The sequence below is a fragment of the Phycisphaerae bacterium genome (assembly GCA_041652575.1).
Lineage (GTDB): Bacteria > Planctomycetota > Phycisphaerae > Sedimentisphaerales > UBA12454 > UBA12454.
Map to the genome: position 1 here is coordinate 107,072 of JBAZHC010000003.1, position 20,868 is coordinate 127,939.

Genomic DNA, 20,868 nt, shown 5'->3' on the forward strand with positions numbered 1-20,868 from the left:
ACCTGTTCATACTAAAGGTCCCATAACGGAACATTTATGCTCTTCCCAATCGTTTCTACTTCTTGGAAGAAAGCCTTTCAATCGCAGCGGATATTCTGTCTTTGTCATCTTGTGAAACATTTTTACCTGCGACTTCTATCGCACGCTTATACGCATCCAGTGCCTCATTATTTCGTCCGAGCTTTTCTTTCACCATAGCAATATGTTCATATACTTCTACGGGAGCGTTCATCTTCTTTAGTTCATATTGCTGCAGAGACCTTTGCAGAAACTCGTCAGCTTCTGCTGCCCTATTCTTTTTCAGGAGTACATACCCATAAGTATCAAGTACGCCCTCATTATTAGGCACAGCCTTGTAGGCCTTTTCGCCATATTCAACTGCTTTATCAAGGTCAATATTGTATTCAGCATATATATACGCAAGGTTGTTCATAACTGTTATATTTGTCGGCTGTTCTTGTAGTATACTTTCATACTCCTCTATAGCCTTTTTCAGATATTCTTTATCGGACGTCTTGTTGAATGCTGCCAACAAAATCCCAGCCTTACTTGTCTGACACATTTGCCTAATACGCTCGTTATCAACCGCAATTCTGATGCAGTTGTCAACATATTCAATCGCCTTGTTGTACTGCTGGTTCATATTGTAGAGATTAAACAGTGCAAGATTTACTGCGAGCGAATCAGGCTGGCTTTGTAGTTTTTCATTGCACCATTTAATAGTCTCATCAAATCCGACAACATTATTCATAATTCTGAGAATTTCGACAATGTAGTTTTCATTTGTTCCTGCCTTTTCAAGAGCTCTTCTGAAATATTGTATAGCAGTCTCCTTGTCGCCCGTATAAGCTTTTGCCTCTGCCATTCTCTCATAAGCAATAGGAGCAAATACACCGTCAAGATGCTTTGTAGCCTCTGCCAGAAGCTGGTCATATTTTTTACTCAAGAGCATCGACCTCATCTTCCCGTCAAATGCACTTAAATCAGGCTCTTCGCTGTTGATTTTCAAACTGTTCTGAAAAGCAATATCGAAAAGTTTATAGGCTTCATCAAAACTTTTAACGTTTAGGGCAAACTCTCCGGCACGGTTGTACCAATAAACACTATTTGGGAATTTCCCAATCGCTTCACTGTAAAATTTTTGAAGTCGTTCGATATTACCGGTTTTGAGATACATTTCCTCAAGCATGTTTCTGGCGATAATAGACCCCTGCTCATCAACAGCAAGTTTGAGTTCGGCAATTGCCAGTTCATCTCTGTTTGTTCGTGCATAGGCACGTGCAAGGTCAATTCGTATTTCTGCGTTATCCGACAACAATTTGCTTTTTTGCAGGTCTTCAATTGCTTCATTATATTTATTCATAGCAAGATTAATTTGCCCTCGAAGTCTCCAGACTCGCGGGTTATTCCTGTCAAGTTCGAGATTTCTATTGACAAGTTTAAGAGCATCTTCCATCTTGCCCTGTCGTGCAATCTGCCATGCCTGTAAAAATATTAGCCTGGGTTCATCGGGATATTTTTCACGCAAACTTTCAAGTTGGGTTTTCGCTTCATCCGCCAGACCTGCTTCGAGGTATGATTCGACCTGGATAATCTCGTTATCAAGAGATTCATTGACTTTCAGCAAATCCGCGGAATATTTTAAAATGCCTGCCTGGTCATTTTTACCGCGGGAGACAAGAAGCAAACCTCTCAGAGTATTAACATCCTGAGGGTTTGTCTCATATAATTTAGTGAGAACCTTTTGTGCATCATCCATCTTTCCGTTACGGACATAAAAACGCCATAACAAATTATCATTGCTCGCAAGAAGCTTTTCAGCTTCATCTGGTTTGCCATTGATCCTGAAGTATTCAGAGTAGCCTTCAAGCACACTTATGTTATCCGGTGCAAGTTCATAAGCTGTTTTATACGCATTTTCTGCAATAGCAAAATAAACATCTTTCTGAGCCTTGTTCTGCTGAGCAACCCGCATAGCCAGAGCTCCCAATCGAAGTGAATTCTCCATGGTCGGCCGCACTTTTTGTATCTGCTGAGAAATGGCTATCGCCCTATCCGGCTCGGTTTGGCTTATAAATTGAGAGTAAAAGCTTCTCAGGTTAAAATCCGAGGGATTTGCGCGTATTGCAAGTTCCAGTGCACTACGAGTCTCTGATATCTGTTCGATAGTTGCGGAGGCTCCCAGCTTCTCACTACGGCTATAGAGCATATATGCCAGATTTCGAGTAACATTGCCATCGAGAGGATTCAGACTATAGGCCTTCTTCGCATCCTCAATCGCATCATTCTCTTTTTCAATCGCCGAATATGCCTGACTTCGCAAAAGATATGCCTCTGAAAAAATCGGTCTCTTTTCAAGGCAATCATTAATTCTTTCAATAGCAGTTTGATATTCTTTACTGGCAAAAGCCAGCCGTGCCTTAAAAAATTCTCCACCACATAAATCAGTATTGTTTTTACGTGCGATTTCGACAAGTTTCTGTGCCTGACTAAAATCCTGCTGGCTAAGCATAACGCTAAAAAGATTTGTTAATGCCGTGGAATTGTCCGGAGCAATCTGCAGGGCTTTCTGATAATATTCAACAGCCTGTTCATTTTTGCCTTGTACCTGATAGAACTGCCCAAGAGCCAGCATACTTTGAACCGAGTCCTTAATCGCCTCAAGAGTCTGTAATATAATCTGCTCGTTACGCTCGGGCGGAATATTGACAGGTGAAGGTTCCTTAAGCATAAGTTTATATAAACCTGCATTTATGCTGTTTGGATAGGACACCTGATAATTATCAACAAAAGCGGCTGCTTTTTCATATTCCTTATCAGCTATATACCTCTTACACAAATCAGCAAATTCGGCATCTGTAACCTTTGCAGCTCCGATGGCAACAAGTTTATCCCTGACCCTGCTGCTCTCTTTTCTTATTTGTTCATATTGAGTTTTAATCTGCTGATATTGTTCATTTTGCTGTAATTGCTGACCTTCAGCAGGCTGATTCTGTATAAGCTCCCATTCGGCTACGTTGGCTCTGGCATTCAAAAGCAGATTTTTAAGTCTCAGGACATTGGGGTCGTCTTCAGAAAGCTTATCGAGCGATTCCTTGGCTTTATCATACATTTTAGCGCCTATGTAAGCGCTTATTCGAAGATTTTTACTTTCGTTATTTTCTGTAAAATTTTTATCAAACATGTCTATTAACTGGATCGCACGTTCCCAGTCCTGTATACGTATCAGCGAAGAAGCAAAATCCAGAAGCATTTCCGGTTTGTTATAATACATACGATTTGCGAAAGCGGTCAAATAAAATTGCCCAACAATACCGGTTTCAGGCGTATTCTGAAGGGCTTTTGCAAGCTCATAGGCAAGAAGGCCAAGCTGCGGATCGCTTTGTGTCTGACTGGAAACAGTGAGCGACTGATACGCGGAATACATCTGTTTAATCGCCTCATTTTTCTGCCCTTTTGCAAGAAGGATTCTGCCCCGCCACATTACTGAATAAGGATTTTCCGCACTTCCAAGAAGCTGATTAATCTGGTGTACCTCTTTCTCGGCGAGTTCCAGCCAGTTTGAAGTTTCCGTCTGTCCTTCGAGAGGTACTGACGTTCTTTCCAAATAGCAGTTAGCTAAAAAAGTATGCAGGGAATACCTGTTTATAAAGCTGGTTCTTGCCTTTGGTCCCGGCACATCAAGACTGTCCGGATAGCCTAACGCTTCTGTGGCAATGTCAATAGCATTCTGGAAATTCTGCAGATCTTTATCTGCCAAATATTTTCTGTAATATAAACTTGCAACGGTAAGTGCATAAGATACATTTTGTTTGTCTAACTGTCTGGATTTCTCGACCGATACGATTGCCTTATCTATGTCCCTGGGATCTCTCTGGTATAACTGTGAAAGTGCAAAATAAGGCAAAGGGCTATCAGAGAATTTCTGCGTAAGCTGAATAATTTTAGATTCAACTTCCTTGATTTTGTTCGGGTCTTCTTTCGCCTCGATAAGTTTATTGCTGTAAAGATTTATATAAACCTTTGGCTCATTGGGGAGAGCTTCAATACCTTTGAGCAGCACTTTATCTGCCTCCTGACGTGCATTTTCAACTGAGTTCAGGATGCCTCTGGCAGCAAGAATTTCTCCCTTTTGTATTATCGCATCTGCCATATATTGATACACATCAGCGTTGTTCGGCTCGGTCTGAATTGCCTTTTGAAGTATTTCAATTGTATCATTGATACTTTTTTCTTTATCGGTCATCTGGCCGCGTCTTACAAGTTCAAGAAGTGCCTGTCCTTTCATCCGATACATTCGCGGTGACGTATCAAGCTGTTTTTCTATCAGTTCTGAGACATTTGATTCAACTTCCTTCCATGCCGGCCAGTTGCCGGAGTTGGCGAGCTGATAACTATAGTCGAGCATTGCAAGACGGGCCTTTAGGTTCTTCGTGTCAAAGTTGATTATCTTATTCCAACATCCCGCAGCCTTGGGCCATTCATTCATATCAAGATACATATCCGCAAGTTTGAACATAATATCAATTTTGAGTTCTGTCTTCTTGCTATAAGCAAATGCACGTCCGTAGGCCTTTTCTGCGATTTTGTAATCAGGCTCTTCAAGAGCAAGAGCGGCCTGGGCATCTTTTATATACTTCTGCGGGTCTCTGCTAAGGTTAAGAACCACAACAATTGCCGCTAATATCAGCAAAGCGAGAAAAAGTGAACCGATAATTGCAACTTTCTTATTTAATCTCTTAGCCATTTTCACAATCCTTCTATAAAAATAAGTTTATCATTAATTGGCCTATTTCCAGTCAGGCCAGTTATTCTTCTCCAGAACAGGCAGCAGAACTTTAAGCAATCTCCCGGCAGCTTCAATTGATTGCTGATTATCAGGATATATGCCTCTGGAATTAAAAAACTTCAATTCTATTTTCGAAAAATATGAATATTCACTCGTCAAGTCGCCCAGGGCGATTCTAACTGTCGTTCGATTACCTTTGTATTTGCCGTTGACTCTGAAGAAGTAAATAACCGGAAACTTCGACGTTGCCTGCCAGATTTCTGTGGTTTTTCTCGTAAAAAGCAGAATTGTAGCCGGAATCTTCTCGCCGCTGGCAATTCCCGCTATGTTGGTATCTCCTATATCGATATTTATCGAAGAGCTGCTCTCTACCTGATTCCCACCGCCTACATAACAGGCCTCCGGCACATGCGGCACCTGGTCAGGATTGCCGGTATAATATGTTACAAACACAGAACAGTTCCTTACCGGGTTCATAACATCAACTGTCGTATCCTCTATAATCCACTGCAGATAATCTTCCGTGCCCAGCGACTCAAGGACATCTTTATTTTCAATTTTTGATTTTTCAAGAACTTTATAAGGTTCGAGAAGTTTTTCGTCAAGCTGGTCAAACGGCATTTTCAACGGCAGTGGTTTTTTAATCGGTGTAATTCCATGATAACTTCTGTAACATCTGATAAACCCGGCTGTAATTAAAAGACAGGCAACACTTAAAATGAAAGATGGCTGAAGATAACTTTTTATGAAAGATTTCATTGTCCCGATGAATCCTTCCTGCGAATGATAACTTCCTCATGAACTGTTTCTTCTGTAACAAGATTAGACATAAACCACGCCAGACCCCCATACAACCCGAATGCCAGCGGCAGCATCGCCAGTCCGAGCATGTCATGATATATACCCTGGGCGTACATCGGGTCCCATAGTACATAAATAAAAGCGGTAGTTACCACTCTGACAATATTGCAAAAAAGAGCTATTGGCACTGTACTTGCCAAAAGAACAAGCCTCTGCCATATCGGTCTGTAATGCAGGTATGCCATCGCAACGCCAAGGGCCAGAAAAGCCATCAGAAGTCTCATACCACTGCAGGCTTCAGCCACATCCAGGCCGGGTTCAAGTCTTACACCTTTGTAAACGATATCTATAACCACGCCGCTTGCATTTGCTTCAAGTCCCTTGACCATATTCAAAAGAAAAGCGGCTATTTGAGCATCATGAGCTCGCATCGGAATTGTAAGGTCGTTATAAACTCTGGCAGGCAGAGGAAGGGCAAAGATAAGATAGATTATCGGCAGCCATGTATATTTTATCAACTTCCATCCGCCGACAAGCAGCACAATCGAGCCGATTACCGGTATAATTACAAGCGATTTGAAATATCCGAATTGGTAAACAAACATAACTAATATATAAAACACGAGACTGCAAATAAGGAATAAAAGGCCGAAGTAGTTTGGACGCAGCTTGAGCGTCAGTATATCCTTTTTCTTCTGATTAAGTAAATACAGGCTGAACAGAGGTATTATAAAACCGTGCGACCAGCTGCTGTCATTTATCCAGCGATATACTATGGAATAAATCTCGGTATGAAAGGCGATATAAAACGCCGCAATCAGAATTGTCACTTTTATATATGTATGTACCCCGAGACCCGACCAGCTTACCTCTTGCTCCGATAAGTTTTGAGCCTCTATGCAATTATTTTGTCTAAGTTCCTGCATTGGGAAAATTTTCTTTTAAAAGCCGAACCAGTCCACTGGAGAAGTAATCATCCTTGGTTTATTGGTACCAGCGGTCAAGTCCGCAAAGTTGCGGTCATAGATGAACCCGAAACCATATGTCGCCCTGAATGCGTTACGAAGAACAGCTAAATATCTGGATACGCCATGTGTTCCGACGTTTATAACATCGTTAGGCTTTATAAAGAAATCGGGTTGGGAGCCGTTGGCTATCTTTTCAAGGTCAACCATTACTATTTCTTCCTTTTTTTCTCCTATTCTGCGGATAACTTCACATTTCTTAGGCCATGCGAGCGGGCCAAGGCCGCCTGCTGCCGCTATCGCCATTTTTAGGGTCATAGGTCTGCCCGTAAGATTTATTATACCCTGATTATTGACATTTCCAAGAACATAAAATTCGCCCACGACATCGAGTTGAACGGTTATTGTATCGCCGGGTTTTATTATAATATTATATCTCGGGTCTCCGCCGAAAAGCTTATCTTTGGGTATTTTTATAACCCTGCTCTGAGTGCCTGCACTTTGGATATCTTCCCATCCGTAATTTTGCGGCAGAGTCTGTTCGGCAGAAGGAGGCTGCGTTGGAACCTGTTCATCCCGGACCGGAGCTTTTTCCTCTATACCCTGCGGAGCCGGTTTCTCTTGTCCTGCTCCAACTCGAACCGGTATCCACCTGCCGTCCTTAAATACCCATTCAATTCTATTATCATTCTCTTGTCTTTGAGGCATCACATCGCTGACCGGCAGTTCGGAAGTTTGTTGCTGGTCGGGTTTCTCTTTTGCCATTCCCTCCGGTGCAGCGAGTTCTTCAAGCTCTTCTTCTGTTGCCATTTCCGCCGAGGTTATCACAAACTGGCCGGAAAGAACTGCAGGCTCGATAATTTCGAGCATCTGTTCATCATTGACCTCATCCGGCAATTGAACTTCTTTCGCCTTTGGCATGGATTGATTTGCATTATTACCTGCTTCAGGGGAAACACCGCTGAGTTGTTCCTGTCCCGTCAAACGTCTTGATACATAGACGTAGCTGACGTTAAATTGACTTGCAGAACCGGCTACCGCAATCGCATCGAGCAGGCGAAAATCATAACGAGGTATGATATATCGGTTTGGGTTTGCCACACCGTCACCGAGAATGGTAAATACTCTGCTCTGGGAACTGACAAGCGAAACAGTAACGGAAGGATTCTTGAGAATACCGGGTGAAAGAGAATTTTTTATCTCATCTTCCAATTGTATCTCAGTCAGGCCTGTTACCCGAATCTGTCCGATTTCAGGAATAGAGATATTTCCGCTCTCATTGACAATAAAATTATCAACGTAAGCCGTTCCTTCCTGGAGCAGTTCAAAAATGGATATCCTCATCACATCACCGGAACTGAACGCATAATTCTTTTCATAAGCTATAACATCCACGGGACGAGGGTCTTCTGCTCCTTCGTATGCTGATGCGCTCTCTTCTGAGACGCCAAGTGTATCGAGTATTACATTGACGGTGGGGATAGGTCTAAATCGACCGATTTGAGAAGGATCAAGATGGTCTTTACTGCAGCCGGACAGTACGCCAACCACAATCAGGCTGGTTATCAACAGTCGTATTGCGTCCGTTTTTTTCATACTTTGTTGTCCCTTATTGCACTAATCAATCTGCACAGGAAATTAACAATAAAACCTGTTAACAACTGCCTTTTTTATCGGCCAAAAAAACGCCATACTTAACGTATATGCCGTCTATAACATCTCATCGCACAAAAAATTACGTGATATAATCTTAATGTTATTATCGGCAGTTAATTGCGGCAGACTGAAAAAATAGATATAGTCAGGCTGAAATTAAAAAGCCGTCCTCCCTGAAAGCCATAACTTGTTATGGCATAATCTTCTATGCAAGAATGCCATATAGCGGTTTGAATCAGGCCGCGAAATATGCTACTTATACTCTCCGCCAGTTGAGATTGTTCAATGAATTCCCCATTTCGACAGAGATTTGTGCTGTATTATCGGAAGTTTCTACCTTAAGGAACAGCTTATCTGTGCGATAAGTTCTTTGTCGGAATCGGCATGATAGAGGTAAATGTCGAGCCTTGAAGGATAGAAACCATACTGGCCATCTATTTTTTTCATTTTCCGATAATTAAAACCATGAAAAAGGTAAAGCTTGTCGGCTTTATCGCCGGATGTTACGAGGTCAATTTTGCCGGTAGCCTGATTGCGATAAATATTTACCATGGAACCGGTTTTAGCGGAAAGTTCGTAAGCTTTACCTTCAAAGGTTAATAATTCTTTTCCTGTTTGAGCTGCCGGATTTGCGGTTAAGCCGGCAAGATAAAGTTCAAGCAGCCCCGCGGCGATAGCTTTATCTGTCATAAGACTGTAAAGCTCCTTATCGTAAACCATGCCGGCCGCACTTTTCTGCACGGCATATTGACCGTTTTGTACTGACCAGACAACTTCGCCGAAAGGCTCATCTGCCGTCAGTATTATCGCTTTGGGATTGGAAGAAATTTCATGTTTTTGCTCGGTCAAATACCTGCTGCCATCACTGCGTATGAATTCCGCGACACATGACAACTTCAGGTCGGCCGGAGTGCTGATGTCTCCGGCATTTTTCTTCTGCTGCTGTTGGCAGCTTGTTAAACTGCAAAGCAGTATCGCTGCTGCAAAAACAGAAATTAATTTTTTCATATACTCAGCCTTTATTCTTTCGATTCAGTTTTTTGACACTGGCCGCATTGGAGATTAGCAAGCTGCTGAACAAGATTGAATCTTTCAGCGACATCGGCAGTTGCCTGTTTCATAAGTTCCGCAGCTATCTCGGGCTTTGAATCCTTCAGTGTACGATACCTGTTTTCGCTGTATGCGTAGTCTGCAAAATTGACAGTCGGAGCCTTGGAATCGAGCTGTAGCGGGTTTTTGCCTTCTGCCTTTAAAGCAGGGTTATACCTGTATAACGGCCAATAACCGCTTGCGACAGCCTGTTTCTGGTGTTCATATCCCTGAAGCAGATTAAAGCCGTGCGCTATGCAGTGCGAGTAAGCGATAATCAGCGACGGTCCTTTATAATTTTCAGCCTCGACAAACGCCTTTACCGTCTGAACCGGACTTGCGCCCAGAGCTATCCTTGCGACATAAATACTTCCATAAGTCATCGCGAGCATCGCGAGGTCTTTTTTCGCTACCGGCTTTCCGCCTGCCGCGAACTGAGCGACTGCCGCTCTCGGCGTCGATTTCGACATCTGTCCGCCGGTATTGGAATAAACTTCCGTATCGAGCACAAGAATATTTACATCCTTACCGCTTGCAAGAACATGGTCGAGTCCGCCGTAGCCGATATCGTAAGCCCAGCCGTCGCCGCCGACCGCCCAGACGCTCTTGCGAACAAGATAATCTGCCACGCTCAGAAGCTGACTGCACTCGGCACATTTACTCTTTGTGCAGAGGTCTTTCAATTTCGTAACTCTGACCCGCTGTTTTTCAATTTCGACCTGTGACGGGTCGCCTGCAATCGCAGCCTGGCTAAGTTCTTCGGCAAAGGCCTTTTCAATACAGCCTTTTTCCGCCACTCTGCCAACCAGTTCGACCGCAAATTCTCTGAACTTATCGACAGTCAGTCTCATACCCATTGCAAACTCAGCGTTATCTTCGAACAAGCTATTGCTCCATGCCGGGCCTTTGCCGTCCGGTCTGACGGAATAAGGCGTCGTAGGAAGGTTTCCGCCGTAAATCGACGAGCAGCCTGTGGCATTGCCAATCAGTGCCCTGTCGCCGAAAAGCTGAGTGAGCAGTTTCACATAAGGCGTCTCGCCGCAACCGGCACAGGCGCCTGAATATTCGAACAGCGGTTGAGCAAGCTGGCTGCCTTTTACCGTACTAAGATTGTAAAGAGCAGGGTCGGTATTCGGAATCGAGAGGAAATACTCATAATTTTCACGCTCGGCAATTCGCAGCGGCTCCTGCAGAGACATATTGATTGCCTTTTTGCCTGTAGGCTTTTTCTCTGCGTCTTTTTGCTGCGCCGGGCATACCATCACGCAGTTTCCGCAGCCGGTACAATCTTCAGGTGCGATTTGCACTGTCCATTTCATACCCACAAATTCTTTGCCTTTCGAATCTGCGGACTTGAAAGTTTTCGGTGCTTTATCGAGATATTTTTTATCATAATTCTTTACTCTTATCGTAGCGTGCGGACATACAAGCGAACACTGGCCGCACTGGATACAAACATCAGGCTCCCAGACAGGAATATCGACAGCGATATTTCGTTTTTCGTATTGAGTTGTCGCTGACGGGAACTTACCGTCTGCCGGCATTTTGCTTACCGGTATCGCATCGCCTCTGTCAGCAATAATTTCGCCGACAACTTCTTTTACAAACTTCGGTGCATTAGTCGGCACAGCAGGCGGCATAACCGTTTTGCTCGTAACAGAAGCAGGTACTTTCACTTCGTAAACTTCCGACAAAGCCGCATCGACAGCGGCATTGTTCATATCGACAACTTTTTGGCCTTTTTTGCCATAACTCTTTTGAATAGCTTTCTTTATGTAGTCCACCGTTTTTTCAATCGGAATGATATTGCTGATTTTGAAAAACGCGGTCTGCATAATGACGTTGATTCTGGCGCCGAGTCCGAGTTTTTGTGCGATTGAAATCGCGTCGATGCAATAGAACTTGAGTTTCTTATCTACAATCTGCTTCTGAAGTTCCTGCGGCAGAGTGTCCCAAATTTCATCTTTGCCGTGCATACTCGTCATCAGGAATGTTCCGCCCGATTTGATATTTGCGAGCATATCGTATTTTTCCACGAAGCTCGGATTATGGCAGGCGACAAAATCGGCCTGACGAATCAGGTAAGGCCTGCGAATAATATTTTTGCCGAACCGCAGATGCGAAACAGTTTTCGCTCCCGCTTTTTTCGAATCATATACGAAATAACCCTGTGCGTAATTGTCGGTCAGGTCGCCGATGATTTTGATTGAATTCTTATTTGCGCCAACCGTACCGTCAGAGCCGAGACCGAAGAACATCGCGGTATAAAGACCTTCCATCGGCACAATGAACGAATCATCGACACTAAGGCTGCTGTTTGTTACGTCGTCATTAATTCCGACTGTAAAGTGATTCTTCGGTTCTTTCGCGTCGAGGTTGTCAAATACTGCCTTTGCCATCGCAGGAGTAAATTCCTTTGAGCCAAGTCCGTATCTGCCGCCGAGGACCAGCGGATAATCGGTAAACGGAGCGTATTTATCAGCCATCGCTTCGCCGATTCCTGTTCGTACATCAAGATATATAGGCTCGCCGAGTGAGCCCGGCTCTTTTGTTCTGTCCAGAATCGCTATTTTTTTGACTGTCTTTGGAATCGCAGCCATGAAATGCCTATTGCTGAAAGGCCTGAAGAGTCTTATCTTTAAAACGCCGACTTTCTGGCCTTTGGAGACAAGATATTCGACCGTTTCGTGAACCGTTTCGGCTCCCGAACCCATAATTATAATTATTTTCTCGGCATCAGGCGCGCCGACATAATCGAAGAGGTTATATTTTCTGCCGACTATTTTTTCGAACTTCCGCATCGTTTCTTCGACAATTTGCGGAACAGCCTGATGATATTTATTGACTGTTTCGCGTCCCTGGAAATAAACGTCAGGATTCTGGCTTGTGCCGGAAATCTGCGGACGGTCGGGACTCAACGCTCTTTGTTTGTGCGCCCGTACAAGCTCATCGTCAATCATCGCACGCATCTGGTCGAAACTTATCTCGTCAACTTTTTGTATTTCATGACTTGTTCTGAACCCGTCGAAGAAATGCAGGAAAGGTATGCGGGATTTCAAAGTCGACTGCTGAGCAATCAGCGCGAAATCCATTACTTCCTGTACATTGTTCGAGCAAAGCATTGCGAAACCAGTCTGCCGACAGGCCATAACGTCGGAATGGTCGCCGAAAATAGACAATGCCTGACAGGCAAGCGACCTTGCCGAGACCTGAAAAGTAGTCGGCGTAAGTTCGCCTGCGATTTTATACATATTTGGAATCATCAGCAGAAGTCCCTGCGATGCGGTAAATGTCGTTGTTAAAGCCCCTGCCGCCAAAGCGCCGTGAACTGCGCCGCTTGCCCCGCCTTCGGACTGCATTTCAGTAACACTCGGAATTGTGCCCCAGATATTCTTTTCGCCCGCCGCCGATTTTGCATCGGAGATTTCGCCCATATTCGAGCTTGGCGTAATCGGATAAATCGCGATTACTTCATTTGTCGCGTGACCGACGTGAGCCGCTGCGGTATTGCCATCAATCATTACCTTTTTAGAACTCATAACTACTCCTATTTAACTATTTAAAATTACAGAACTTATAACTTATCAAACGAAAAGACTCTCTACCCTGTCAATGGCTTAGAAAGTCAAGAATACCTGATTTTATACTTATCAGGCGAAATGGCAATTATTTTTTTCCTCCCCCTGCCGGAGAAACAAAAAGGCCGGCTAAAATAACCGGCCTTGGGCCCTGTTTATAGAATGAAAGTTTTATTTTATTTGCCGTAAATCAGTTTCAACTGTTCTTCCGTAGGCATATCAGGATAGCGTTCACCTTTTGGACCTACAAACTCCGAACCTTCTTTTTTCAGAACAACTACTGTTTTGGTGCCGTCATTTTTTGTAATTTCAAAGTTCAGCTCGCCCTGTTGCCCCCCGTTATCTCCCGTACCATACAGAAGCTTAAGCTGTTCTTCTGTTGGCAGGCTGGTATATTTTTCACCTGCCGGGCCTGTGTATACCGAACCGTTTTTCTGCAAAGTAATCGGTGTTTTGGAACCATCGCTGTTGTTAATCCAGATTACAGTATTTCCGGAGTCAACTTTTTTGGGCTTCTGGCCGTAAATCATCTGCAGTTGTTCTTTCGAGGGAACGTTTGCGTAATGTTCGCCTTTTGGGCCGACATAATCTTCGCCCTGCCTGGAGAGAACTATCGGTAATTTATTACCATCAACATAGTCTATCCAGACAGTAACACTATTTTCAGCAGACGTGTTAGTACGCAATCCGTACAAAGCCTTAAGCTGTTCTTCTGTGGGCATCGCCGGATAAAATTCATTCGATGGGCCGATAAAGCCATTGCCTGAGGGAGTAAGCGTTATCGGTGTTTGCGAACCGTTATCATTGGTAATCCAAACCGTAAAGTTAGCCGGTTTGGTCTGAACGGTTTTTATGCCGTACAATGTTCTTAACTGGTCTTCAGTCGGCATATACGAATAATATTCACCTCGCGGGCCAATATATCCGCCGTCGGAAGCCCTGGTTAGTCTGACTTCGGTTTTGGAACCGTTATCATTTGCAACCCAAATAATAACTGTTTCATCAACAATAGTTTCCCTGACAGTAGTCGTAGAGCCGAAGACGATGGTCGGACTGATTATTATTCTTCGCGGCGGGAAAATCACTACCGGCCTTATGCGAGGCGGAATAATTATAACGCCTCCTCTAAAACCGCGATGATAGTCTCGGCCGTGGCCGCCTCTCGAACGTCCGCCGAACGCAAATGTATTTTCTGTAACCGCCAGTAACGCAACACCTGCCAACACAATCAATATTAATTTCTTTGCCATTGTAAACCCCTTTAATCCCGGTATTCCTTATTAATTTTTATAGTATGACGCTTATAAACATCATTCTTATTGCATACCTCAATTTTATCTTTGTCTGTAGTAATAGTGGCCGGCCTGTGTGAAAGGTAACATAAGCGCAGCAGGTTTCTTTTGGGGAATTGAAGAAATGCTTTTTTGTAGCCACTAAGGCATCCCGATGCGTTGGGACTTTCGCTCCGCTTCAGCAAAGACACCCCGATGAGATAGCCGAAGCGGGCATCTCACAGGGCAGGCGAAGAAGGGTTACGCGGATTTTATGGTCTAAATTAAAAACTAAGAACTAAGATTTATCCGCCTAAGGCGGAATTAAAAACTAATTTCCCCCCTTGCTTTTCGACGGCGTTTAAGGATATAATACCCTTTTATAAACTACATTGCCAGTTTATATATAACATATAATCATTCTTATGATTTAAAGGGGAAAATATGGACGGTAATAAAATATCGAAATCATTAAGTTTTTGGAGACACTTTGAAGAACCCATATTAGAAGCGAATTTAAATTCCAGTAACAATTATACTACACATACTAGACAACTGCGTGATGAACCTGAACAACGAAATATATCCATCTCAGGAGGTACGTTAACGATAACGAATACAAGAGAAGAATCAGATCAAGATCCTGGAAATAAACAATATTGTGCAATCCCATCGCATGTTTCCTACGGAACTAAAACACATACATTTACAAGAGAAGAACCTGAACAAGATGAAAGTAGTCACAAATATGCTTTAATGCCTGTTAGTACAAGAGGATAAAAATGAGTGCTGAACATATTTTAGTCCTCACAAATTCGTCAGATGTTACCTCGGATTATATTTGTTCAAAGTTTAAGCAAGAGAAAATCCGTTTCTCTCGATTTAATACTGATAAAGATTGTCAAACAGCTACGTTTTCGTATAAATCAGGAGTTAGTAGGCTAGAATGGCCCCAAGGCACACTTAAACCGGAACAAATAACAACTATTTTGCTTCGTCGGCCTAAACCCGTCAAAGTTTACAAAATTGACGATATATATTCCGAGAGACATGCAGCGGGAGAATGGTCAGAGGCGATAGAAGGATTCTTAGCTCATGTTGAGGAAAAACGTTGGATCAATCATCCAGCAAGAAATAGCGAAGCAAGTCATAAAATAGAACAACTTAGTCGCTCAAAAAGCTACGGCTTAAATATTCCTCGAACCGTTATAACTAACAATATCAGCGAAGCTAAGAAATTTATCCATTCTGAAAATAATAGTGTAATTGTGAAACCATTAAACAGTGGATACATTGAAAGAGAAAGCCCAGAAAAAGATACAATTATTTATACTCGTCAGTTAAAAAAAGAAGATTATCCCTTTCTTGAAGGAATTGAATTTTGTCCCGTTCTTTTTCAAGAAATGATTCCAAAAGTAGTTGATGTTCGTTTAACAATGCTTGACGGAATTATTGTTGCCACAGGAATAAGAGCTGTCGAAGTTGACGGCAATCAACGTTTGGATATCCGACGGAATAACATGTCTGATGTGGAATATTTACCTTTAAAAGTACCGGATAATGTGTCTATATCTGTAAGGTCGTTAATTCGGAGTTATGGATTGCGATTTGCAACCCTCGATTTTGGCGTTACAAAATCAGGAGAATGGTTTTTCTTTGAAATTAACCCCAATGGCCAATGGGCATGGCTTGACTTATATGGTAAAACTGACATTGCGTCAGTATTTATTAAACAATTGAAAGGAAACTAACTTTTGAGAATTTATGATTTTCTTTCAAGTATTTTTAAGTCTCTTGAAAAATACTGCAAAATTTGCGCTAATATAGCAACCTATGTTTTTCTATTTATGCTTAATGGTGGAGGAGATTATACTTATGCCGAAGTCAAGGACGGGAAACTACATGTGAAAGAGGGCTTTGAATCTAAATTTAGAAAAAATGGAATTGTCAAATCTGCTCGTGCATATTTTAAGGAGGAAATTAAAAGAAGTCAAGTCCTCGATGAAAAAAACAAAGTGCTTCTGACTATAACAGCATTACTAGTTGCAGCAAATGCAGCCATTGCGTCTAAAATTGAACCTAAATGGCCTATTCTTATTTCTTTAATTCCAACTATCATTTCAATATTTCTTATTCTGGTTCATTTTGGCGTTCAATCTATTCCTATACCAGATTACAGAAAGTCTGAACAAGAATTAGCAAATTCATATTATGATTGCATGGAAAAATATCAACAAGCTAATTGTTTTAGGGTAGGAGTATATCTTGCCTCATGTCGTGCAACAACTTTTGGTGTTCTATTATTATTAGCTGTCTTTGTTTATTTCGCTTTCGCTAGTAAATCTTTTTCCGAAGATAAGCTTATTGAATCTATGAAAAATAACTCAGAATCAAGATTTATTTTACGTGCTCCACAAGAGGAGTACCTGAGTGGAGAAAAAAACATAGAAGGATTACAGAGTTCTATTAAGCCCTTGTCGAATACAATGAGAGATTATGTGGTAGTTATTGCTGCAATAATTGCAGGTGTATCAGCAATAATATCAGCTATTATTGCATGGAGACTTAATTCATACACGACAGAGAAGTTAAGGGGACTTAGCCTCAAAAAAGAGAAATATGACGAATTTAAAGATTTATATACTAGTACATTTTCTTTGTTTGAAAATACGATTAGACAAATTCTAGATTTTGATGAATATACTTTTGCTCAGGATTTTAGTAAAATGAATGCAAATATTCATCTTCTTGCTTCAGAGAATATTACCAAGCAATATAATCTGACAATTTTAGCTTTGGAAAGCTGGTCTTCTTTATATGTCAAAGCTTCCCCCAAAAGAATGAAGATCGGTGATACTAAGTGCATAATACTACAAGCTCCTGACCCAACCCAAAAATTTATAGAACCTGCCAAAAAAGAATATGAGCATCTGCAAGAGGAAATGGAGAAGCTATTCGACTTAATGCGAGCAGATTTGCATAAATTGCAATAAAATTAATAGTTTTGCTTTGTTTACGCCTAATGTAAGAAAAGAAGTAGTTCTCCGGCGGCCGGTAAGTTACTCAGTTGATTATTACGGAATATTTTTAGCCTGCATATTTATCAAATTTTTAAACAGAGTGGTTTATTATGCTAATAAGATAAAGTATAATATAAATTAAAGCTGCTATTCCTGAGGCAGAAATCGAGAAAAAAATAATAACTTTTGCACAATCTGATTCTGTCCATTTAGAAAATTGTTTGGCTTGGATACGATCAAAGCCTATTATAAAACTTAAAAGTTTCACAACCGATCTCAAGAGAAATCCGATTATCTGCAGAGCCCACCAAACCAGATTGAATGTATTGAACCACGCTCGTAAAGCATTTTTCTTGTAAGTATCTATATCACATCTTAATGCTATACTGATTTGTTGATAATCAAAAAGATTGAACTCGTATCATAGAGGAATTTGCTTAGGAGGAGAATTAGGTTGATTTTTAGACGAAAAAAATTCATAGATTTCGGGCCATTTCTTACAAAGGTCAGCATTAATTCTGTCATCTAAATTTCGGGATAAATAATCTTGTAATAAATTATAGAATTCCTCTAAAGCTTTTATTCTTCGCTTATTCTCCATAATCGAAATATTATGATATACTTGCATAATCTCAGAAATATTTAATCTCAGGCATTATATAAAATCTATATCTAAAGAACAACTGCTATTACATTGCTTGGCAGACTTTCTCCTGCTGCGTTAACGGCTTTAATGCGGTATTCGAACCTTGTCATTTGCGGCTGGAATAAGTTATAGGTCGTTAGCCGCAAGTTACCTGAAATTTTTCAGTCTTATAATGTAAATCCTCATTTTTACTACTGAAAAAGCCTTTTTCAAACTTTACCGTCCGAAAACCAGAGATGAAACGCTGCATATCAAGCATCATATTTCAATTCTCAAGCTTAATATGTCATATATGAAGCTTCATATGCCGTATCTTAAGCTTCATATGTCATAGATGAAGTGTCATATGCCGTATATCAAGCTTCATATGTCGTATATCAAGCTTGATATGTCGCAAAGTAAGCTTAATATGCCGCATATTAAGCATCAAATGCCGTGTTTCAAGTGTGAAATGCCCCGGTTCAAGCTTCAAAAACCTCTTGTCGAACGTAAAAAATCTTCGGGTAAATAAAAAACAGTGTTACGCCGTCGCTAAACAAGTAATCCGCCTTTAAATATCTCTGTGTTTTCTGTGTTCTCTGTGGCTATTTTTATTTGACGAGCTTTTTGAACTCTTCCATAAGCAATTTTGTATATTTGCCGGGCTTGCCGTCGGCAATTTGCATTTCGTTAAATTTTACCACCGGCACAATATCCTTGCTCGAAACAGCGATAAAAAGCTCATCGGCATTTGTGGCTTCTTCGGCTTTTGTTTGTTTTTCGAGAAGTTCAAGGCCGGCGTTTTTGTAAATTTTCAGAACAAACTGCCTTGTTATCGAAGGCAAAATATTCACAGCCAGCGGCGATGTCTGGAGTTTATCGCCGAAGATTGCGAAAAACGCGCTGGACGAGCCTTCTGTTATTCCGCCATTGTCATCGACAAATATCGCTTCATCGCAGCCTCTTTTATGAGCCAAACGTTTGGCGAGCACATTCGGCAGAAGGTTCAGCGATTTGATATCGCATCGTTTCCATCTCTTATCGGGAACGGTCATTGCCGATATGCCGGTTTGCTTTTGCCGGCTCGTATCTTCAATCTCTGTTACCATAAGAAAGAATCTTGGAGTCAGACCTTCGGCGGCGTGGTCTCTGAGGCCTGCGCCTCGTGTAATATGGAAATAAATCTTTGCGTTGGAAATGCCGCTTTTCTGCCAGGTACTTATAACCTTATCGCGGATATCATTAATATCGACGCCTTCGATTTCTATTTCGGCAAGCGAGCGTTTGAAGCGAGCCAGATGTTCTTCGATGGCGAAGAGTTTGCCGTCATAACTTCGCAGAACCTCGTAGACACCGTCGCCGAAAAATGTGCCGTAGTCAAGATATGCCGAATCGAGTTTATTCGCCTCGATGAGTTTGTCGCCAACCATTGCAAGCTGCATTATAAAAATCCCTTTAAAATCAGTTTTTCAAAGAAGCTTATCGTCCTGGCCCTTATCCGGGTCATCGTCAACCTTCCACTTTTCGCTTTCGTCGATATCCCCCATTTCCCGCTCCATATACTTGAATATCTTGTCCTGCAGCGGGGCAATCTTTTCCTGCCAATGCTGCATCCCCCGGTAAGTTACAAGGAGCATATCGAGCCGGATTAGCTGCCATTTTGCGATACATTCCGGCTCTTTGATGTTAATAAACGGGTCACATTTGAAAACCCTGCGGTTATCAGGCCCTATTTCGCAAAACTCACAGTCTTTACATTGTATCATTACTGCACCTGAAAAATAACATTTTATGCCAATCGGCACTTGCAAAAATCTATAATATCATATATCTTACCCGTTTAGAAGTTTTTAGAAAAGCATAAAAATTACCATATATGGAGTGTATTAATGGCTAAACCGAGACGCAGGCGTAAAATTGGCAGCAAGAAAAGACATAATCGCTGGAAAATCAGGCATAACAAATAATAGGCTAATCGACGTATAGTTTTCGATTTTACTTATAAGTCCGTACAGATATGACAGATGCCCTATTTCTTTCCTGATCAGTGGTTTGAATTTCTTGCCGCAAAGGGTATATTCTGGATTTTCTGTGCCCTGCTGGCAAGTTTTCTTGCCCTGTTCAAAGGCTCGGACTGGTTCGTAGAGGGGGCGGCCGGGGCGGCTAAAAAGCTCGGCATTCCCATTGTTATCATCGGCGTAACAATTGTAAGTTTAGGCACAACGAGTCCCGAAGCAACCGTTTCAATAATGGCAGCCTTTGCCGGCAAATCCGGCTTTGCGCTCGGAAACGGTATCGGCTCAATCATCTGCAATACCGCTCTTATCTTCGGGCTGGGCTGCACACTGTCGAAAATACCCGCTGACAGGTTCGTATTCAAAAGACAGGGTATGGTAAAACTCTTCTCATGTATGGGATTTGTTTTGTTATGCTACCTTCTGCTGCTTTTCGGCAGTCATTATATTTCAAGACTGTTCGGCTTTATCCTGCTTGGCGTTCTCATCTGGTATATTTTCGCCTCTTCGAAATGGGCCAAACAGCATCACGAGGCAGGCATCATTGACGAAAAAGACATAAAAGCCAAAAGGCCGCTTTTTATTCTCGCGTTGATTTTCCTTGCAGGTCTGCTTTTAGTAATCATCGCCAGCCGGGTCCTTATCGCTTCCGCAACACAGGTCTGCCTCAGATTCGGCGTGCCTGAAACTGTCATAGCCGCTACGGTAGTCGCATTCGGGACATCGGTTCCGGAGCTTACGACTGGTATGATGGGTTTGATTAAAGGACACAAGGAAATACTCCTGGGCAACATAATCGGGGCGAATATATTAAACATTTTTGTCGTTATCGGTGGCTCAATTAGTGTTGCCGGCCTTAAAATTACGCCGGCCTTTTATTACCTGCATTTCCCGTTTTTTGTGCTGGTCTTAGGCCTTTTCACCATTGCTTCAGCCGTCAGCAAGCAATATTACAGCCGCCTTTTCGGCCCTGTTTTCCTGCTTATTTATGCCGCTTATGTAGCAATCCAGTACGCACTGGGGATAAATTAAGACAACCTCTAAAGATGTCATTAATTT

At 42.1% G+C, this 20,868-nt stretch carries 13 protein-coding genes; 4 read left to right on the forward strand and 9 right to left on the reverse strand.

Features of this window, described 5'->3' with window-relative positions:
• Positions 1–55 precede the first annotated feature (55 nt).
• The 7 genes from WC496_03390 to WC496_03420 all read right to left on the reverse strand — a co-directional run bounded on the left by WC496_03390 (position 56) and on the right by WC496_03420 (position 14,128).
• A complete protein-coding gene (locus WC496_03390) occupies positions 56–4,747 on the reverse strand; it encodes a tetratricopeptide repeat protein (protein ID MFA5292057.1) in 4,692 nt (1,563 codons plus the stop codon).
• Positions 4,748–4,789: 42 nt separating this feature from the next.
• Positions 4,790–5,548 (reverse strand): hypothetical protein, encoded by a 759-nt coding sequence (locus tag WC496_03395; GenBank protein MFA5292058.1) that lies wholly within the window; start codon positions 5,546–5,548, stop codon positions 4,790–4,792.
• A complete protein-coding gene (locus WC496_03400; GenBank protein ID MFA5292059.1) occupies positions 5,545–6,516 on the reverse strand; it encodes an exosortase/archaeosortase family protein in 972 nt (323 codons plus the stop codon). The genes WC496_03395 and WC496_03400 overlap by 4 nt, the downstream gene beginning before the upstream one ends.
• Before the next feature lie 15 nt (positions 6,517–6,531).
• Positions 6,532–8,151 (reverse strand): polysaccharide biosynthesis/export family protein, encoded by a 1,620-nt coding sequence (locus tag WC496_03405; GenBank protein ID MFA5292060.1) that lies wholly within the window; start codon positions 8,149–8,151, stop codon positions 6,532–6,534.
• Positions 8,152–8,544: 393 nt separating this feature from the next.
• Positions 8,545–9,219 (reverse strand): hypothetical protein, encoded by a 675-nt coding sequence (locus WC496_03410; protein MFA5292061.1) that lies wholly within the window; start codon positions 9,217–9,219, stop codon positions 8,545–8,547.
• A gap of 11 nt (positions 9,220–9,230) precedes the next feature.
• The gene (nifJ, locus tag WC496_03415) at positions 9,231–12,839 is read right to left on the reverse strand and encodes a pyruvate:ferredoxin (flavodoxin) oxidoreductase (GenBank protein MFA5292062.1); all 3,609 of its coding nucleotides are present in this window, start codon (positions 12,837–12,839) and stop codon (positions 9,231–9,233) included.
• 215 nt (positions 12,840–13,054) lie between these two features.
• Positions 13,055–14,128, reverse strand: coding sequence for a hypothetical protein (locus WC496_03420; protein ID MFA5292063.1), 1,074 nt, complete (start codon positions 14,126–14,128; stop codon positions 13,055–13,057).
• 465 nt (positions 14,129–14,593) lie between these two features.
• On the opposite strand from WC496_03420, the gene WC496_03425 reads away from it, so the two are divergent.
• Genes WC496_03425 through WC496_03435 form a run of 3 tightly spaced genes read left to right on the forward strand, consistent with a single transcriptional unit; the run spans position 14,594 to position 17,142 of the window.
• Positions 14,594–14,929 carry a hypothetical protein gene (locus WC496_03425; GenBank protein ID MFA5292064.1) on the forward strand — a complete coding sequence of 112 codons (336 nt, stop codon included), beginning with the start codon at positions 14,594–14,596 and terminating at the stop codon, positions 14,927–14,929.
• 2 nt (positions 14,930–14,931) lie between these two features.
• Complete coding sequence (locus tag WC496_03430) at positions 14,932–15,900, forward strand: hypothetical protein (GenBank protein ID MFA5292065.1); 969 nt, start codon at positions 14,932–14,934, stop codon at positions 15,898–15,900.
• Between the two features lie 3 nt (positions 15,901–15,903).
• The gene (locus tag WC496_03435) at positions 15,904–17,142 is read left to right on the forward strand and encodes a hypothetical protein (protein MFA5292066.1); all 1,239 of its coding nucleotides are present in this window, start codon (positions 15,904–15,906) and stop codon (positions 17,140–17,142) included.
• A 1,263-nt stretch (positions 17,143–18,405) separates the two neighbouring features.
• Here the strand turns inward: WC496_03435 and WC496_03440 are convergent.
• Positions 18,406–19,236, reverse strand: coding sequence for an aminotransferase class IV (locus tag WC496_03440; protein ID MFA5292067.1), 831 nt, complete (start codon positions 19,234–19,236; stop codon positions 18,406–18,408).
• Positions 19,237–19,263: 27 nt separating this feature from the next.
• Positions 19,264–19,560 carry a hypothetical protein gene (locus tag WC496_03445; GenBank protein ID MFA5292068.1) on the reverse strand — a complete coding sequence of 99 codons (297 nt, stop codon included), beginning with the start codon at positions 19,558–19,560 and terminating at the stop codon, positions 19,264–19,266.
• 258 nt (positions 19,561–19,818) lie between these two features.
• Between WC496_03445 and WC496_03450 the strand changes: the two genes are divergently transcribed.
• The gene (locus WC496_03450) at positions 19,819–20,841 is read left to right on the forward strand and encodes a sodium:calcium antiporter (GenBank protein MFA5292069.1); all 1,023 of its coding nucleotides are present in this window, start codon (positions 19,819–19,821) and stop codon (positions 20,839–20,841) included.
• Positions 20,842–20,868: the final 27 nt, after the last annotated feature.

What these genes read in the sequence shown, in the direction of transcription:
- WC496_03390 (MFA5292057.1), bottom strand. Translation starts at nt 4,747, where the DNA reads ATGGCTAAGAGATTAAATAAGAAAGTTGCAATTATCGGTTCACTTTTT.
- WC496_03395 (MFA5292058.1), bottom strand. Translation starts at nt 5,548, where the DNA reads ATGAAATCTTTCATAAAAAGTTATCTTCAGCCATCTTTCATTTTAAGT.
- WC496_03400 (MFA5292059.1), bottom strand. Translation starts at nt 6,516, where the DNA reads ATGCAGGAACTTAGACAAAATAATTGCATAGAGGCTCAAAACTTATCG.
- WC496_03405 (MFA5292060.1), bottom strand. Translation starts at nt 8,151, where the DNA reads ATGAAAAAAACGGACGCAATACGACTGTTGATAACCAGCCTGATTGTG.
- WC496_03410 (MFA5292061.1), bottom strand. Translation starts at nt 9,219, where the DNA reads ATGAAAAAATTAATTTCTGTTTTTGCAGCAGCGATACTGCTTTGCAGT.
- nifJ (MFA5292062.1), bottom strand. Translation starts at nt 12,839, where the DNA reads ATGAGTTCTAAAAAGGTAATGATTGATGGCAATACCGCAGCGGCTCAC.
- WC496_03420 (MFA5292063.1), bottom strand. Translation starts at nt 14,128, where the DNA reads ATGGCAAAGAAATTAATATTGATTGTGTTGGCAGGTGTTGCGTTACTG.
- WC496_03425 (MFA5292064.1), top strand. Translation starts at nt 14,594, where the DNA reads ATGGACGGTAATAAAATATCGAAATCATTAAGTTTTTGGAGACACTTT.
- WC496_03430 (MFA5292065.1), top strand. Translation starts at nt 14,932, where the DNA reads ATGAGTGCTGAACATATTTTAGTCCTCACAAATTCGTCAGATGTTACC.
- WC496_03440 (MFA5292067.1), bottom strand. Translation starts at nt 19,236, where the DNA reads ATGCAGCTTGCAATGGTTGGCGACAAACTCATCGAGGCGAATAAACTC.
- WC496_03445 (MFA5292068.1), bottom strand. Translation starts at nt 19,560, where the DNA reads ATGATACAATGTAAAGACTGTGAGTTTTGCGAAATAGGGCCTGATAAC.
- WC496_03450 (MFA5292069.1), top strand. Translation starts at nt 19,819, where the DNA reads ATGCCCTATTTCTTTCCTGATCAGTGGTTTGAATTTCTTGCCGCAAAG.